The organism is Kitasatospora sp. NPDC058162 (assembly GCF_042884005.1).
Lineage (GTDB): Bacteria > Actinomycetota > Actinomycetes > Streptomycetales > Streptomycetaceae > Kitasatospora.
Genome location: NZ_JBHVUS010000044.1, coordinates 1 through 16,401, shown reverse-complemented (window position 1 = coordinate 16,401; position 16,401 = coordinate 1). Strand labels below are relative to the sequence as shown.

At 73.1% G+C, this 16,401-nt stretch carries 11 protein-coding genes; 7 read left to right on the top strand and 4 right to left on the bottom strand.

Annotation, left to right across the window (positions count from 1 at the left end):
* Positions 1–94 precede the first annotated feature (94 nt).
* Positions 95–1,807, bottom strand: a complete 1,713-nt coding sequence (locus ACFVXG_RS40845) for a carboxyl transferase domain-containing protein (RefSeq protein WP_387935429.1) — start codon at positions 1,805–1,807, stop codon at positions 95–97.
* A gap of 133 nt (positions 1,808–1,940) precedes the next feature.
* Here ACFVXG_RS40845 and ACFVXG_RS40840 point away from each other — a divergent pair, with 133 nt between their 5' ends.
* Both ACFVXG_RS40840 and ACFVXG_RS40835 read left to right on the top strand, forming a co-directional pair.
* The gene (locus tag ACFVXG_RS40840) at positions 1,941–2,588 is read left to right on the top strand and encodes a TetR/AcrR family transcriptional regulator (RefSeq protein ID WP_387935428.1); all 648 of its coding nucleotides are present in this window, start codon (positions 1,941–1,943) and stop codon (positions 2,586–2,588) included.
* A gap of 316 nt (positions 2,589–2,904) precedes the next feature.
* Positions 2,905–6,879: an ABC transporter ATP-binding protein gene (locus tag ACFVXG_RS40835; protein WP_387935426.1), complete on the top strand. Its 3,975-nt coding sequence runs from the start codon at positions 2,905–2,907 to the stop codon at positions 6,877–6,879.
* A 154-nt stretch (positions 6,880–7,033) separates the two neighbouring features.
* On the opposite strand, the gene ACFVXG_RS40830 is transcribed toward ACFVXG_RS40835, so the two are convergent.
* The gene (locus ACFVXG_RS40830) at positions 7,034–7,984 is read right to left on the bottom strand and encodes an ATP-grasp domain-containing protein (protein WP_387935424.1); all 951 of its coding nucleotides are present in this window, start codon (positions 7,982–7,984) and stop codon (positions 7,034–7,036) included.
* 134 nt (positions 7,985–8,118) lie between these two features.
* Between ACFVXG_RS40830 and ACFVXG_RS40825 the strand changes: the two genes are divergently transcribed.
* Positions 8,119–8,643: an NUDIX hydrolase gene (locus tag ACFVXG_RS40825; protein ID WP_387935422.1), complete on the top strand. Its 525-nt coding sequence runs from the start codon at positions 8,119–8,121 to the stop codon at positions 8,641–8,643.
* Positions 8,644–8,667: 24 nt separating this feature from the next.
* Here ACFVXG_RS40825 and ACFVXG_RS40820 read toward each other — a convergent pair whose 3' ends face one another.
* Both ACFVXG_RS40820 and ACFVXG_RS40815 read right to left on the bottom strand, forming a co-directional pair.
* The gene (locus tag ACFVXG_RS40820) at positions 8,668–9,882 is read right to left on the bottom strand and encodes a hypothetical protein (RefSeq protein ID WP_387935421.1); all 1,215 of its coding nucleotides are present in this window, start codon (positions 9,880–9,882) and stop codon (positions 8,668–8,670) included.
* A gap of 138 nt (positions 9,883–10,020) precedes the next feature.
* Complete coding sequence (locus tag ACFVXG_RS40815) at positions 10,021–11,070, bottom strand: ABC transporter substrate-binding protein (RefSeq protein WP_387935498.1); 1,050 nt, start codon at positions 11,068–11,070, stop codon at positions 10,021–10,023.
* Between the two features lie 343 nt (positions 11,071–11,413).
* On the opposite strand from ACFVXG_RS40815, the gene ACFVXG_RS40810 reads away from it, so the two are divergent.
* The 4 genes from ACFVXG_RS40810 (at position 11,414) to ACFVXG_RS40795 (ending at position 16,089) form a co-directional block, all read left to right on the top strand.
* Positions 11,414–12,985, top strand: a complete 1,572-nt coding sequence (locus ACFVXG_RS40810; protein ID WP_387935419.1) for an APC family permease — start codon at positions 11,414–11,416, stop codon at positions 12,983–12,985.
* A gap of 177 nt (positions 12,986–13,162) precedes the next feature.
* Positions 13,163–14,236, top strand: coding sequence for a tryptophan--tRNA ligase (gene trpS / locus ACFVXG_RS40805; RefSeq protein WP_387935417.1), 1,074 nt, complete (start codon positions 13,163–13,165; stop codon positions 14,234–14,236).
* Between the two features lie 170 nt (positions 14,237–14,406).
* Positions 14,407–15,375 carry an LD-carboxypeptidase gene (locus ACFVXG_RS40800; protein WP_387935415.1) on the top strand — a complete coding sequence of 323 codons (969 nt, stop codon included), beginning with the start codon at positions 14,407–14,409 and terminating at the stop codon, positions 15,373–15,375.
* A gap of 39 nt (positions 15,376–15,414) precedes the next feature.
* Positions 15,415–16,089 (top strand): nucleoside/nucleotide kinase family protein, encoded by a 675-nt coding sequence (locus tag ACFVXG_RS40795; protein ID WP_387935413.1) that lies wholly within the window; start codon positions 15,415–15,417, stop codon positions 16,087–16,089.
* The last annotated feature ends 312 nt before the right edge of the window (positions 16,090–16,401 follow it).

Below are 16,401 nucleotides of genomic sequence, written 5' to 3'. Positions count from 1 at the left end.
GGACCGGCGCCGCAGGAGTCACACCCGGAAGAGGGGGGTCACATCGGAGCGGTGACACCGGATCGGTTGCGGCGGAGTGGTCGCATCGGCGCGGTCACATGCGGAAGACGCCGAACGGAGCGGGCGGCGCCAGCGGTGCGTTGGCGCAGGCGGTGAGGGCGAGACCGACAGCGGTGCGGGTGTCCATCGGGTCGATCACGCCGTCGTCCCAGAGCCGGGCGGTGGCGTAGTAGGCGCTGCCCTGGCGCTCGTACTGCTCGCGGACCGGGCGCTTGAACTCCTCCTCCGCCTCGCCCGGCCACTCCTCGCCGCGCGCCTCCAACTGGTCGCGCCGGACGGTGGCCAGCACGGAGGCCGCCTGCTCGCCGCCCATCACGGAGATCTTGGCGCCCGGCCACATCCACAGGAAGCGGGGCGAGTAGGCCCGGCCGCACATCGAGTAGTTGCCGGCCCCGTACGAGCCGCCGATCACCACGGTCAGCTTCGGGACCCGGGTGCAGGCGACGGCGTTGACCATCTTGGCGCCGTGCTTGGCGATGCCGCCCGCCTCGTACTGCCGGCCGACCATGAAGCCGGTGATGTTCTGCAGGAAGAGGAGGGGGATGCCGCGCTGGTCGCACAACTCGATGAAGTGGGCGCCCTTGACGGCCGATTCGGAGAACAGCACGCCGTTGTTGGCGACGATGCCGACCGGGTGGCCGTGGATCCGGGCGAAGCCGGTGACCAGGGTCGCGCCGTACTCGGCCTTGAACTCGGCGAAGCGGCTGCCGTCGACCAGTCGGGCGATCACCTCGCGCACGTCGTAGGGCGTGCGCGGGTCCACCGGGACGGCGCCGTACAGGCCCGCCGGGTCGACGGCCGGCGGCTCGACGGCGGTGAGCGGCCACGGCTTGGCCGTGCGCGGGCCGAGCTCGGACACGATGGTGCGGACGATGGAGAGGGCGTGGGCGTCGTCCTCGGCCAGGTGGTCCGTCACGCCCGAGGTGCGGGAGTGCAGCTCGCCGCCGCCCAGCTCCTCGGCCGTGACCACCTCACCGGTGGCCGCCTTCACCAGCGGCGGTCCGCCCAGGAAGATCGTGCCCTGGTTTCGGACGATCACCGCCTGGTCGCTCATCGCCGGGACGTACGCGCCGCCGGCCGTGCAGGAGCCGAGCACCGCGGCGATCTGCGGGATGCCCGCGGCCGAGAGCCGGGCCTGGTTGTAGAAGATCCGGCCGAAGTGGTCGCGGTCCGGGAAGACCTCGTCCTGCATCGGGAGGAAGGCGCCGCCGGAGTCCACCAGGTAGATGCAGGGCAGGCGGTTCTCCAGCGCGACCTCCTGGGCGCGCAGGTGCTTCTTCACCGTCATCGGGTAGTAGGTGCCGCCCTTGACGGTGGCGTCGTTGGCGACCACCACCACCTCGCGTCCGGCGACCCGGCCGATGCCGGCGATCACCCCGGCCGCGGGCGCCGCACCCTCGTACATCCCGTCGGCGGCCAGCGGGGCCAGCTCCAGGAAGGGCGAGCCCGGGTCGAGCAGGGTGTCCACCCGGTCGCGGGGGAGGAGCTTGCCGCGCGAGGTGTGCCGGGCGCGGGCCTTGGCACCCCCGCCGAGGGCGGCGGTGTCGAGCTTGGCGCGCAGTTCGGCGACCAGGGCCCGGTGCGCCTCGGTGTTGGCCCGGTAGGCCGCGGAGCCCGGGTCGGCGGAGGTGCCGAGCCGGGGTGCCGGAGCGGCGGCTCCCGGCGCGGCGGCACCCGGTGCCGCCGCGGTGCCGGTCGCTGCGTTGAGCCGGACCCCGGAGGGGGCGCCGGTGGTTGAGATGACCATTCCCAAGAGCTCCCTTGCCCTCGGCAGCAGGCGGGCGTGCCGAGTACGGTGCGCCCCTGATCCTCACGTTAATTAACGTTAACTTACGCGCCCAGGTTAACGGCCGATAACCCGACTGTCTACGATGGACGGCATGCCGAACGTCCCCGCAGCCTCCGCGCTCCCACGCCGCGACCAGATCCGCCGGGAGGCCGCGCGACTGTTCGCCGCCCGGGGCTTCCTCGGCGTGGGCGTGGACGAGATCGGCAAGGCCGTCGGCATCAGCGGCCCCGGCCTCTACCGCCACTTCGCCGGCAAGGACGCGATGCTGGCCGACCTGTTGATCGGCATCAGCGAGCGCCTGCTGGAGGAGGGGCGCCGCCGGGCGGGCGGCGGCGACGGTCCGGCCGCCACGCTGGACGCGCTGATCAGCGGCCACGTCGACTTCGCCCTGAACGACCGCGACCTGATCACCCTGCACGACCGCGAGCTGCTGAACCTCAAGGAGGAGGACCGCCGCACCGTCCGGCGGCTCCAGCGCGGCTACGTGGAACTGTGGGTGGACGTGGTCCGGCAGGCCCACCCGCCGCTCGCCGCCCCCACCGCCGAGCCGGTGGCGCGGGCCGCCGTGCACGCGGTCTTCGGCCTGATCAACTCGACCCCGCACAGCCTCGGCCCGAACCCGGTCCAGGGCGAGCGCGCCGGTCTGCAGCGCGACGGCATGGCCGCACTGCTGCACGCCCTCGCCCACGGCGCCTTCGCGGCCGCCGCCGAATCCGTCGCCGCCGACTCCCCGGCCTAGGGCTGCGACCTAGGACCGCGACCTAGGCCGCGACCTGGGCTGCGGCCCTAGGTCCAAAGGACGGCGTCCGCCCGCCCCGGGCCGCTGGGCGCGCGTCGGGTGCCCGGGCGATCCTTGGGGGCAGGGCCGGAGTGTTGGGTCGCAGCTGTGTTCGATCGGGAATCACCGCAGGCCGCAGGCTGTTGCCCAGTCGCCGGACCGGACGATCCGGGCCGTAACGAAGTCAGCCCCGACCGCGGCGAGCGGCCGGAAATGCCGTGGCGGCCACCCGACGAAATGGTTAGCATCCCTAAATATGCCCGAGACTCACGGATCCATGGTGGAGCAATCCCCGAGCGGCCCACCGGCCCCCGGCCCGAACCCGCAGGCCACTGACGCACGCCCCGAGCCGGGCACGGTCGGCAGCCCGGGCACAACCGATAACCCGGGTACGGCCGGTAACCCGCGTGCAACCGGCGACCCGGGCACGCCCGCCCCGTCCGACGGCTGGCTGCGCCGACTGATCGGCTACAGCTGGCGGTCCCGCCGCAGCCTGCTGCTCGCCTTCGGAGCCTCGCTGCTGGGCATGGCCGTCACCGCGCTGGTGCCGCTGGTCACCAAGCTGGTCATCGATGACGTCATCGTCGCCCACACCCGATCGCTGACCCCGTGGGCCGTGCTGCTGCTGCTCGCCGCCGTCGTGGTCTTCGGCTGCACCCAGGTCCGCCGCTACTACGGTGGCCAGTTGGCCCTCGACGTCCAGCACGACATGCGCAGCGACCTGTTCCGCTCGCTCGGCCGGCTGGACGGCCACCGCCAGGACCGTCTGGACACCGGCCAGGTGGTGGGGCGGGCGACCTCCGACCTCCAGCTGATCAACGGCCTGCTCTCGATGCTGCCGATGATGACCGGCTACCTGCTGATGTTCGTGATGTCGCTGGGCGTGATGGTCTGGCTGTCCCCGCCGTTGACCCTGGTCGCCCTGGTCATGGCCCCCGCGCTGTGGTGGGTCAGCGTGCTCAGCCGCAAGCGCCTGTTCCCGGCCACCTGGGCCGCCCAGCAGGAGGCGGCCGCCGTGGCGGGCGTGGTGGACGGTGCGATCGGCGGGGTCCGGGTGGTCAAGGGCTTCGGCCAGGAGGCACAGGAGCAGGACAAGCTGGAGCTGGTCTCCCGCAACCTGTTCGCCGCCCGGCTCCGGTCGATACGCCTGAACGCCCGCTACAACCCGGCGATGCAGGCGATCCCGGCCCTCGCCCAGGTCGCGGTGCTGGCCTTCGGCGGCTGGCTGGCCGTCGACGGTCAGGTCACGCTGGGGACGTTCGTCGCCTTCTCCACCTACGTCGCGCAGATGACCGGTCCGGTGCGGATGATGACCATGGTCATCACGGTCGGCCAGCAGGCCCGGGCCGGCGTCGAGCGGGTTCTGCAGCTGATCGACGAGCGCCCGCTGGTCCAGGAGCGCCCGGACGCGCTCACCCTGGACCTGACGCGGGACGGCGCCGTCCCCTCCGATGACGACACCGCAGCCGACGCTCCGACCGGCGGTACGACCGGCACGACCGGCCCCCGCACCCCGGACGTCGCCCTGGAGTTCGACCGGGTCGAGTTCCGCTACGACCCCGAACACCCCGCCCCCGTACTGCACGGGCTCAGCCTGAAGCTGGCCCCCGGCGAGACCCTCGCCCTGGTGGGCGCCTCCGGATCCGGCAAATCGACGGTGGCCCAGCTGGTGCCCCGCTTCTACGATCCGGCGGCCGGCGCCGTCCGCCTCTACGGCCACGACCTGCGCGACCTCACCCTGGACTCGGTCCGTGCGGCGGTCGGCATCGTGCCCGAGGAGAGCTTCCTCTTCTCCGAGTCGGTCCGCACCAACATCGCCTACGGCCGCCCGGACGCCACCGACGAGCAGATCGTCGCCGCAGCGCGCGCCGCCCAGGCCGACGAGTTCGTCCGCGCGCTGCCGGACGGCTACGAGACCAAGGTCGGCGAGCAGGGACTGACCCTCTCCGGAGGCCAGCGCCAGCGCATCGCCCTGGCCCGGGCGATCCTCACCGACCCCCGGATCCTGCTGCTGGACGACGCCACCTCGGCCGTCGACCCGCAGGTCGAGGCGGAGATCCACGACGCGCTGCGCTCGGTGATGACCGGCCGCACCACCCTGTTGATCGCCCACCGTCGCTCGACCCTCCAACTCGCCGACCGGATCGCGGTCCTGGACCACGGCCGACTGCTGGACCTCGGCACGCACGAGGAACTCGAAGCCCGATGTCCCCAGTACCGGGCCCTGATCACCGACCCGGAGGCCGGCCGCACACCGGAACCGCAGGCCGAGCCCGAGTACCAGAACAACCAGAGCAACCCGAGCGAACAGTCCGCACCGGCAGACCAGCAGAACCAGCCCACCCCGCAGCCCCCCGCGCTCCCCACCCCCGCCCTCGCCAAGGCGGCCCGCACCGCCGACCCCGAGCTGCTGGCCAAGGTCGCCGCCCTCCCGCCGGCCTCCGACGCCCCCGCCGTCCCGCGCGCCGAGGCCGAGGCCGGTGACCCCGATTTCAGCCTGGGCCGCCTGCTGCGCCCCTTCCGCATCCCGCTGCTCATCGCCTTCCTGCTGGTCGCCCTGGACGCGGCCGCCGGACTGGTGCTGCCGGTGCTGATCCGGCACGGCATCGACGAGGGCGTCCGCAAGGGCTTGATGTCCGGTGTCGCGGTGGCGTCGATCACCGCCCTCGTCGTGGTGCTGCTGGACTGGCTGGTGCAGGGCGCCGAGAACCGGGTCAGCGGCCGGACCGGCGAGCGCGTGCTCTACACCCTCCGGCTCAAGATCTTCGCCCACCTCAACCGGCTCGGCCTGGACTACTACGAGCGCGAGTTGACCGGCCGGATCATGACCCGGATGACCACCGACCTGGACTCGCTGACGTCCTTCCTGCAGACCGGCATGGTCACCGCCGTGGTCAGCCTGCTGACCTTCGCCGGGATCTTCCTGGCCCTGCTGATCATCGACGCCGGCCTGGCCCTGGTGGTCTTCGCCGTGCTGCCGCTGCTGGTGATCGCCACCCTGGTGTTCCGGAAGAAGTCCAAGGACCAGTACGAGCTCTCCCGGGACCTGATCAGCACGGTCAACGCGGACCTCCAGGAGAACGTGGCCGGCATGCGGATCGTCCAGGCGTTCCGTCGCCTGGACACCAACACCGACCGCTTCGTGGCCCGCGGCATCGCCTACCGGGAGGCCCGGGTCCGGGCGCAGTTCTACATCTCGCTGTACTTCCCGTTCGTCCAGTTCCTCTCCAGCGTGGCCGCCGCACTGGTGCTGATCGTGGGCGCCGCCCGGGTGGACGCGGGGACGCTGACGGTCGGCGCGCTGGTCGCGTACCTGCTCTACATCGACCTGTTCTTCGCCCCGGTCAACCAGCTGTCCCAGGTGTTCGACGGCTACCAGCAGGCCTCGGTGGGCCTCGGCCGGATCCGTGAACTGCTGCGCACCCCGACCACCACGGCCCCGGCGGCCGACCCCGTCCCGGTGGCGAAGGGGCTGCGCGGTGAGATCAGCTTCGAGGGCGTCGGCTTCGCCTACAACGGCGGGGTGGACGGCGCACCGGAGGTGCTGAGCGCCGTCGACCTGCACATACCCGCCGGTCAGACGGTGGCGCTGGTCGGTGAGACCGGCGCGGGCAAGTCGACGCTGGTCAAGCTGGTCGCCAGGTTCTACGACGCGACCGAGGGCACCGTCCGGGTCGACGGGGTGGACCTCACCCGCTACGACCTGGCCCAGTACCGCCACCGCCTGGGCGTGGTGCCGCAGGAGGCGTACCTGTTCGCGGGCACGGTCCGCGAGGCGATCGCCTACGGCCGCCCGGACGCCTCGGCGGCCGAGGTGGAGGCGGCGGCCCGGGCGGTCGGCGCGCACGACATGATCGTCCGGCTGTCGGACGGCTACGACCACGAGGTGGCCGGCCGCGGGCGGAACCTCTCGGCGGGCCAGCGCCAGCTGATCGCGCTGGCCCGGGCCGAACTGGTCGACCCGGACATCCTGCTGCTGGACGAGGCCACCGCGGCGCTCGACCTCGCCACCGAGGCCGCCGTCAACCAGGCCGCGGACCGGCTCAGCGGCGGGCGCACGACCCTGGTCATCGCCCACCGGCTGACCACCGCCGAACGCGCGGACCGGGTGGTCGTCCTGGACCACGGCCGGGTGGTCGAGGACGGCACCCACACCGAACTGCTCGCCCTGGACGGGACGTACGCCAGGCTCTGGCAGGCGTTCATCGCGGACGGCCACCCGGCACCGGCCGAGACGGTCGCCGCCGGGTAGTCGCCGGGCGGCCGCGGGGTAGCGGCGGGGCAGCCGCCACGCCGCGGTCGACGGCCGGTCCGACGGCCGGTCCGACGGCCGGTCTGACAGCCGGGCCGGCCGTCGGGCCGTCCGACCACCCCTCCGGAGTTGCCCCTCCGGTCGAGCAGCGGGTTCAGGCGGCGATCAGCGAGGCCAGCAGGCCCGAGGCGTCGACCCCGCGCGGCAGGTCGCTCACCTGGCCGTCCCCGACCTCCACCACGCGCCAGCCGGAGCCGTCGGCCAGGCGGGCGAGGTCGGTGGTGACGAAGCGGCAGCCGAGTCTTCGCACCAGCGCGGGCACGTGGGTGAGGTCGGGCTCGACCCGCTGGTGCGGGGCGTCCGGGTGCGGCCCGACCAGGATCGGCCGGCCGTCGAGCCACCACACCCGGGCCTCCACGGCCCGTCCGGCGCCGTCCCCGCCGTCCGCGCCATCCGGACCGCCCCCGACACGCGCGCCGTCCTGGTCCGACCCGCCGGTGCGCTCGAACTCCTCGTACCGCCGCAGGACCACCCCGCCGGCCAGGAACTCGCCCTGCAGCTCGACGAACCGCCCGACCACCCGGCCGACGGCCGCCAGGTCCGCCAACTCCGGGACGTAGCAGGCCTCGTGCCACTCGTGCTTGCGCGACTTCACGTAGTCCTTGACGATCGCCGGCCCGGTCCCGCCGAGCCGGGCCGCGGCGTCCGCCAGTTCCTCCGGTGTGGGGGCCGCCGTCCCGTCGGCCGGGATCCAGACACTGGGCGGGGTCGCGCCCTCGAACACCCCGTACCAGCCGGGCAGTTCGTGCGCCGCCGCGTAGCCGGGCGCGCTGGTCAGCAGGTTGCCGCCGCGGGCGGTGAGGGCGGCGGCGAACTCGGCGTAGCGGGCGGAGGGGAGCATCCAGCCCCGGTACCAGAGCGGCCCGGCGTCCTGGGGCACCCGCCGGACCGCCTCCTCGGCGTGTCCGGCGAGCAGCGCGTCGTGGTCGACGAGATGGTGCTCGCCGCCCAACTCCCGCAGCAGCCGGGCCTCCCAGGCGAAGTGCGGATCGGGCCGGCGCGGGTTGAGCGGATCGGCGGGGAAGAGGATCGAGGGTACGGGCATGGCGGTCAGGGTAAGGCCAGCGGGCCGCTCCGGCTGCGTCCCGTCGGCGGTCGGGCGCCCGGGGCCGCCCCAAGTGGGTGACCGGGGCGGTGAATTCGGTCGACGCCCGGTGCCGGCGCTGTCAGAGTGTCCCGATGCGAAGACTGCTGCGACCGCGCAGACGCGTTCCCCGCCGGGCCGCCCGCACGGTGGTCCTGGACGGGAACGGCTCGGTGTTCCTGCTCCGCTCGGACAACGACGAGGTCGGCGTCCACTGGACCATGCCCGGCGGCGGGCTGGAGCCCGGCGAGACCCCGCCGGTCGGCGCCCGGCGCGAGCTGTGGGAGGAGACCGGCTGGACCGACCTCGAACCGGGTCCGCTGCTCTGCACCTGGGAGCACGACTTCACCTGGCACGGCACCCCGGTCCGCCAGCACGAGCACATCTACCTCACCCGCGGACCGCACCGCGGCCCGGTCGGTGACGTCAGCGCGGTGCACGCCGAGGACCGGATCCTCGACTGGCGCTGGTGGACCCCGGCCGACCTCGCCGACGAGAACGCCGACGCGCTCTGGCCGCCCCGGCTCCCGGAGCTGCTGGAGCCCGTCCGCACGGGCTGGGCGGTCGACGGGCGCCCTCCGGTACCCGTCGACCTCGGCTACATCCCGAACACCCGCTAGCCGCGCCGACCGCGCCGGGTACGCCTAGCCCCGCCCGCCGCGCCGGGCACGCCCGGTGGGGCCGGCCGGGCCGGGCTCCCAGCCGTGCAGGTCCAGCTCCCGGTCGTGCAGCGCCCAGGGGTTCATCCGTACCGTGAGCTGGGCGTGGGCCAGTTGCTCGACGGTGAGCCCGGTCTCGGCGACCAGCTGCTCGGTCGACACCGAGACGGCGATGGCGGGACGCCACGAGGGCAGCACGACCAGGCTGGTTCCGCGCCCGACCCGGATCGGCTCCGCCGCCACCCGGACCGGCGTCCGCTCCTCCGGGCGGCCGAGGCCGTCCGGCTGGACCGGGCTGCCGCCGATCAGGATGCCGAGCGGCGGTTCGGCCCGGGAATCCCCGGCAACGGCCCTGGCCCCGTCCCCGGCCCAGGCGTTCGCCGAGTCGGCACCGTGTGCAGCGAGCGCCGGGGGCAGCGCGGCCAGGTGACCGGTCACCACCCCCGTTGCACCGGCCGGTGCACCCGCCCACCCCGCACCGTGCGGCCGGATGCCGGTCGGGTCGGTCGCGGCCGTCTCCCGTGCGGCCGCCTCCTGCCCGGTCGGGTCGGCCAGCGGGTGCATCCGGCGCAGCCGGCGGGAGGGCGACGGCCGTCGTGAGCCGAGGCTCCGGAGTTCCTCGCGCGCCGAACGCGGCGCCGACGTGGGCCGGGTGCCCTCCGTGGGCGCCGCGGGCTGCCGGAGGCCGACGAACCCCGGTCCGGCCACCTCCGCGGTCTTCTCCTCGGCCTTCTCCGCGGTCTCGCCGAGCAGCGCCCGTACCTCTTCAACCGGCCGCCGGCACGCGGCCGCCAGCTCGGCGACCGAGCGCCCCTCGGCGCGCGCGGCCCGCAGCCGGTCGGCGAAGGCCTCCCGGAGCCGGGCCGCGGTCGCGGCAGCGTCGGTCGCAAGACGGTCCGTCGCAGCCCCGCCCGTCGTGGCGGTGTCCGTCGAAGCGCCGTCCGTTGCAGCCCCGCCCGTCGCAGCACGCCGGAGCTGCGCCTCGACGTCCTCCGGGCTGCGCGGCTGCGGCACCGAGTCGCCCCGGGCGGGGACGCCCGGGGCGACGGCCGCGTGGGCGTCGGGTGCCGTCGCGATCGCGCAGATCGGAGCCCCCGAGCCGGGCGGTCCGAGCGCGTCGGCCCGGGGCGAGGAGCCGGCACCGTCCGCGGGCGGGCCGGGCAGGGCGGAGTCGGTGGAACGGGGATGGAGCGAGGTCATCGGCGGGCCCTTCGGGGGACGGTCCCGACGATCCTCCCGCACCGCGCCACCAGCTCCAAGCGTCATTCCCGGGCGTGTGTTGGGGAGCACGCCGTGATCGCCGGGCGATCAGCGGCGGCCCCTACCAGGCGTATCGGCTCAACTGCCGGGCGCGACGAAGCCCTTGAGGTCGGAGAGCACCGCGTTGGCCGCCATGACGCCGAGCCCGAGGAACCAGGTCTCGTCCGAAACCGGCCGCGCCTGACCGGACTTGACCGCGCCGAGCGTCTTCCAGAGCGCCCCGCCGAGCACCGCGTCCTGGTTGGTCGAACTGGGGCTCCCGTACACGCCGTAGAAGATCCAGTCGGCGTCCGCCTTGTCGATCTGCTCCGGGCTGACCTCCACCGCGAGTTCCTTGACCTGCTCGATCGCGGGCTGCGGCAGCGGCACGTCGGTGAGGATGGTGCCGATGAAGGAGAGTTCGGCGTAGAGCCTGGTCCGGCCCGGCATGAAGCGCAGCGGCGTGATGGTGGGCCGCTTGCCGCCGAGCCCGGTGCCGATCGCGGCGGCCGCCGCCTGGTAGGCGTCGAGCTGCGCCCGGGCCTCGGCCTGCAGACCGAAGGGGCTGGCGTTGAGCAGGAAGTTCTGCTTCCAGGGGTAGCCGGGGCGCAGCGAGAAGACGGTCGGCGCGATCTTCGACAGCTGGGCGTACTGGTCCTGGGCGCGCAGCTGGCTGCCGAGGATCAGGTCGGGCTTGAGCGCCGCGATCGCCTCCAGGTTGAGGCTGTTGATGGTGCCGACGGCGGCCGGGTTGCCCGCCTTGTCCTTCAGGTAGGAGGGCAGCGACTTGGAGCCGTCGGTGTGGACGACGCCGACCGGCTGGATGCCGAGCGCGACGACGTTGTCGAGCTCGCCGGTGTCCAGCACCACGACCCGGGTGGGCTTGGCGGGGATGACGGTCTCGCCCATGGCGTGCTTGACGGTGCGCGGGTAGACGCCCGGGGCGGCGTCGGTGCCGAAGCCCTTCATCTTCTCGATGACGGTGGCGTAGTCGTCGCCGCCCTGCTTGACCGACTTCTGGTCGGGCGAACCGCCACTGCCCGGCTTCGTACCGCCGTTGCCTCCGCCGCCGCCCGAGCCGCCCGAGCCGCCCGAGCTGCCGCAGGCCGCGAGGAGTCCGCCGAGGCCGAGCACGGCGGCGCCGGTCACTCCGGCGGTGAGGAAGCGACGGCGGCTGGCGGTGCGCGGAGCAGGCGCAGGCGCGGGTGCGGGTACGAGGCCGGAGGCGGGCACGAGGGTCGAGTCGTCGGAGTCGGGGGCCACGCGACGCTCCTTCACGGTCGGGACCGGACGGTCGAGGAAGAGGTTAGGTGAGGCAAACCTATCTCGCCGCCCGCCGCACCCTCCGTGCGGGGTCGCTCACCGGAGCGTCAAAGGTCATCGAAAGTGCATAAAATCACCAAGAGTTGGTCTATTCAACCTTCTTCATGCGACTTAGAGTGCGCTGGTGTTTGATCAGCAGCTCTCAGAGCACACAAGCAGCGGCCGGGCAATGGCGCCCGGCGCTCCGCAGGGTGCCCCGGTCAGTGGCACCAGTGGTGGCGTCCCCGAACAGGGGACGGCTGGGGGAGCGGGGGACAAGGGCCTGCGGGGCAACTCGGTCGGCCTGCTGGGCAGCGTGGTACTGGGCGTCTCGACGGTCGCCCCGGTCTACTGCCTGACCGCCACGCTGGGACCGACGGTCACCGCGGTCGGGGTCCAGATGCCGGCGGTGTTCCTGGCGGGCTTCCTGCCGATGCTGCTCGTCGCGTTCGCCTACAAGGAGCTGAACAAGGACTTCCCGGACTGCGGGACGTCCTTCACGTGGACGGTCAAGGCCTTCGGCCCGCGGATCGGCTGGATGGCCGGCTGGGGACTGACCGTCGCGACCATCATCGTGCTCTCCAACCTCGCCGGGGTCGCGACGGAGTTCCTCTACCTGATGCTCGGCGAGATGAGCGGCAGCGACTGGATCGCCGGGCTCGACCAGAACAAGGCCGTCCACCTGCTCACCGTGGTGCTGCTCATCGCCGGTGCCACCGCGATGAGTTACCGGGGGATGACGGCCACCAAGTGGTTCCAGTACGGCTTGGTCGGCCTCCAACTGGCCGTGCTGCTGCTGTTCTCGGCCATCGCCATCGGCAAGGCCGCCGCCGGGGACCTGCCCGACTCGATCGGCTTCTCCTTCTCCTGGCTGAACCCGCTCCAGGTCGGCTCGTTCAGCGCGTTCACCGCCGGCCTGTCGCTGTCGATCTTCATGTACTGGGGCTGGGACACCTGCCTCACCATGAACGAGGAGACCCTCGGCAGCGCCAAGACCCCGGGCCGGGCCGCGTTGGTCTCCATGGTCACCCTGGTCGGCTCGTACCTGCTGGTCGCGATCTCGGCGCAGATGTTCGCCGGCGTCGGCAGCACCGGCAACGGTCTCGGCAACCCGGCGACCGCCGACAACGTCTTCGCCGCGCTCGCCCGCCCGGTGCTCGGCTCGCCGTGGAGCATCCTGCTCTTCCTGGCCGTCGTCGCCAGTGCCGCCGCGAGCCTGCAGACCACCTTCATCCCGGTGGCCCGCACCCTGCTCGCGATGAGCGCGTACCGCGCCGTGCCGCCGCGCTTCGGCACCGTCCACCCGCGCTTCCGCACCCCCGGGTACGCGACCGTCGCGGCCGGTCTCGCCACCGCCGTGTTCTACGTCGGGATGAGCCTGATCAGCGAGGACGTCGTCCAGGACACCATCCTGGCGCTCGGTCTGATGATCTGCTTCTACTATGCGCTGACCGCCTTCTCCTGCGTCTGGTACTTCCGCCGCTCGCTCCGCGGCAGCCTGCGCGACCTGCTGCTCAAGGGCGCCGCCCCGCTGCTCGGCGGCCTGCTGCTGAGCGCCGTCTTCCTGCAGACCCTCACCGACGCCTGGTCCCCCGACTACGGCAGCGGCGCGCTGTTCGGCATCGGCTCGGTGTTCGTGATCGGCGTCGGCATCCTGCTGCTCGGCGCCGCGCTGATGACCTGGTACGGCCGGATCCGACCGGAGTTCTTCCGCGGCGAGACGCTGCGCCACGACACCAGGGCCCTGGTCGTGGAGGACTGACGCTATGGTGGGAGCCATGAAGCGCTTCGTGGGCCTGTGCTGGTGGCCGTCCTAGGACGGCCACCACACTCGCCTGACCAGGGCCGTCCGGGACGGACGGCCCTGTCGCGTTTCCCCACGGGACGGGCCCCTCGCCCCGGACGGCCGCCACCACCGCCGTACCGAGGGAGAAACCCGATGACCACCGCTGCTACCGCCACCACCACCGCTACCGCCGCCGGAACGTCCGACCTCACCGCCACGGACCCGCTCGGTGACCCGTCCTCCCACCGCGTCCTCACCGGCGACCGCCCCACCGGCCCGCTCCACCTCGGCCACTACTTCGGCACCCTGCGGAACCGGGTCCGGCTCCAGGACCAGGGCGTCGAGATGTTCGTCCTGGTCGCCGACTACCAGGTCATCACCGACCGCGACATCGCCGACCGGCTCGCCGAGCACACCGAGAACCTCGTCCTCGACTACCTCGCGGCCGGCCTCGACCCCGAGCGGGCCACGATGTTCGCGCACAGCGCCGTCCCCGCCCTCAACCAGCTGCTGCTGCCCTTCCTCAGCCTGGTGAGCGTCGCCGAACTGAGCCGCAACCCCACCGTCAAGGACGAGATCGCCCACTCCAGCCAGGCCGCCGTCAACGGACTGATGTTCACCTACCCCGTCCACCAGGCCGCCGACATCCTGTTCTGCAAGGCCGACCTCGTCCCGGTCGGCCAGGACCAGCTGCCCCACCTCGAAGTCGCCCGCACCGTCGCCCGCCGCTTCAACGAGCGCTACCCGCACGCCGACGGCAGCGCCGTCTTCCCCCGCCCCCGGGCGCTGCTCTCCGACGCCCCGATGCTGCTGGGCACCGACGGCGGCAAGATGAGCAAGAGCCGCGGCAACGCCGTCGCCCTCGGCGCCGACGAGGACACCACCGCCCGGATCATCCGCGGCGCGAAGACCGACGCCGACCGCCGCATCACCTACGACCCGAGCGCCCGCCCCGAGGTCTCCGGACTTGTCCTGCTCGCCGCGCTCTGCCAGGACCGCGACCCGGAGGCGATCGCCGAGGAGATCGGCGACGGCGGTGCGGCCGCCCTCAAGCGCACCGTCATCGAGTCCGTCAACGAGCACTTCCGCCCGCTGCGCGCCCGCCGCGCCGAGCTCGCCACCGACCGCGGCCACCTGCGGCAGGTCCTGCGGGACGGCGCCGAACGGGCCAACGCCATCGCCGACGCCACCCTCGCCGAGGTGCGGGAGGTGATGGGCGCGATCTGAAGGGCCCTCAACGCCGTCAACACCCTCTACGGCCGCAACCCGCACGGACCCACTGCGGTCCGTCCGTCCACGGACATCGGCCGGTCGACCGGCGGGCATATCGTCACCGGGCGGCCTCGACCACACCCCGAGGCCGCCCACAGCCGCCCCTTCCCCGAAAGGCCCGGTCCATGGACCAGCAACCGCCCACGCCCGGCCAGGGACTGACCCGCCCGCCGCAGCTGCGCCCCGGCGACCACATCGCCGTCGTCGCCCCCAGCGGCCCGATCGACGCCGGGCGACTCACCGCCGGCTGCGAGATCCTCCGCACCTGGGGCCTGCGCGTCACCGTCGCCCCGCACGTCCTCGACACCCACCCCGCCCTCGGCTACCTGGCCGGCACCGACGCCGACCGCGCGGCCGACATCCAGGACGCCTGGCTCGACCCCACCGTCGACGCCGTCATCTGCGCCCGGGGCGGCTACGGCGTCCACCGCATCGTCGACCTGCTCGACTGGACCGCCATGCGCGCGGCCCGCCCCAAGCCCTTCATCGGCTTCAGCGACGTCAGCTCCCTGCACGAGGCCTTCGCCCGGCGCCTCGGCCTCGCCACCCTGTACGGGCCGATGGCCGCCGCCTCCTCCTTCGTCGAGGACGGCCCCACCGCCGAACACCTGCGCCGCACCCTCTTCGACCCCGCCGCCACCACCGTCCTCACCTCGCCCACCGCGGGCGCGCTCGTCCCCGGCCGTGCCCGTGGCGTCACCGCCGGGGGCTGCGTCCACGTGCTCGCCGCCGAGCGCGGCACGCCCGCCGCCCGCCCCTCCTACACGGGCAGCATCCTGGTCCTCGAGGACGTCAACGAGCACCCCTACCAGCTCGACCGCCTGCTCACCCAGTTCCTGCGCTCCGGCGCCCTCGACGGCGTGGCCGGTATAGCCCTCGGCTCCTGGGAGGGCTGCGGGCGGCCCGAACGGGTCCGGGACGTGATGCTCGACCGCCTCGGCGGCCTCGGCGTGCCCGTGCTCTGGGAACTGGGTTTCGGCCACTGTCCGTCCACTCTCACCGTCCCGCTCGGCGTCCCCGCCGTGCTCGACGCGGACGCCGGCACGCTCACCCTGGAGCAGCCCGCCCTCGTCCCTGCCCTGGCCGTCGACTGAGCCGGCCGCCGGGCCCGGGCCAGTGAGTAGGGTGCGGCCATGAACGAGGACCGCCTCACCGCCCTCGCCCGCGGACTCCTCCGCGGCCCGGGCAGCAACGCCCGTACGATCCTCGGACTTGTCGGCCCGCCCGGAGCCGGCAAGTCCACCCTCGCCCGCCACCTGGTCGCCGAGGTCGAACGCACCGAAGGCCCCGGCACCGCCGCGTACCTCCCGCTCGACGGCTTCCACCTCTCCGCGGCCCAGCTCGACCGCCTCGGACTGACCCACCGCAAGGGCGCCCCGGCCACCTTCGACGCCCACGGCTACGTCGCCCTGCTGCGCCGGGTCGCCGCCGACCGCTTCCAGGACATCTACGTCCCCGACTTCGACCGCACCCTGGACGAACCGGTCGCCGCCCGCCACGTCGTCCGCCCGCACACCCGCCTGGTCATCACCGAGGGCAACTACCTCGCCTCCGCGGACACCCCCTGGCCGGACGCCCGCCGGCTGCTGCGCGAGCTCTGGTACGTCGACACCGACGACACCGTCCGCGAGGAGCGACTGCTCCGCCGCCACCGCGACGGCGGCCGCGATGAGGCCACCGCCCTGCGCTGGGTCTCCGGCAACGACCACCCCAACGGCGAGTACGTGAAGCAGGGCCGCGCGCTCTGCACCCGGACCGTCTCCGGCACCGGTTTGCCCCAGGCGCCGGAGAGGGGTAGTGTTCTCTAGTCGCTCGGCAGGGAGCACCGGACACGCGTTTGCGCGGACGGTCCCGGAGCGGCCAATCCCTTGAAACACCACTTCCGGTCCGTACCGGTCGTTTCGCTTTTTCGCGTCTCGGCTCGGTGCTTATTCGGCGTGCGCTTTTATCGGATTGCGGCTGGATTCGCTTTTCGGAGCGGGGATCGGCTAGAGTTTGAAACGTCGGACGGGGCGTCAAACCTCAGAAGACACCGGCGAGTTGGATGACGAAGCCCCGGAAAACGGAGCGGAAAACATCTGATAAGCTGGAAACACGAAAGAACGAAGCGCCCGGAGGGC

Bases quoted from the DNA above. Each gene is read 5' to 3' on its own strand.
- ACFVXG_RS40845 (WP_387935429.1), bottom strand. From the start codon at position 1,807: ATGGTCATCTCAACCACCGGCGCCCCCTCCGGGGTCCGGCTCAACGCA.
- ACFVXG_RS40840 (WP_387935428.1), top strand. From the start codon at position 1,941: ATGCCGAACGTCCCCGCAGCCTCCGCGCTCCCACGCCGCGACCAGATC.
- ACFVXG_RS40835 (WP_387935426.1), top strand. From the start codon at position 2,905: ATGGTGGAGCAATCCCCGAGCGGCCCACCGGCCCCCGGCCCGAACCCG.
- ACFVXG_RS40830 (WP_387935424.1), bottom strand. From the start codon at position 7,984: ATGCCCGTACCCTCGATCCTCTTCCCCGCCGATCCGCTCAACCCGCGC.
- ACFVXG_RS40825 (WP_387935422.1), top strand. From the start codon at position 8,119: ATGCGAAGACTGCTGCGACCGCGCAGACGCGTTCCCCGCCGGGCCGCC.
- ACFVXG_RS40820 (WP_387935421.1), bottom strand. From the start codon at position 9,882: ATGACCTCGCTCCATCCCCGTTCCACCGACTCCGCCCTGCCCGGCCCG.
- ACFVXG_RS40810 (WP_387935419.1), top strand. From the start codon at position 11,414: ATGGCGCCCGGCGCTCCGCAGGGTGCCCCGGTCAGTGGCACCAGTGGT.
- trpS (WP_387935417.1), top strand. From the start codon at position 13,163: ATGACCACCGCTGCTACCGCCACCACCACCGCTACCGCCGCCGGAACG.
- ACFVXG_RS40800 (WP_387935415.1), top strand. From the start codon at position 14,407: ATGGACCAGCAACCGCCCACGCCCGGCCAGGGACTGACCCGCCCGCCG.
- ACFVXG_RS40795 (WP_387935413.1), top strand. From the start codon at position 15,415: ATGAACGAGGACCGCCTCACCGCCCTCGCCCGCGGACTCCTCCGCGGC.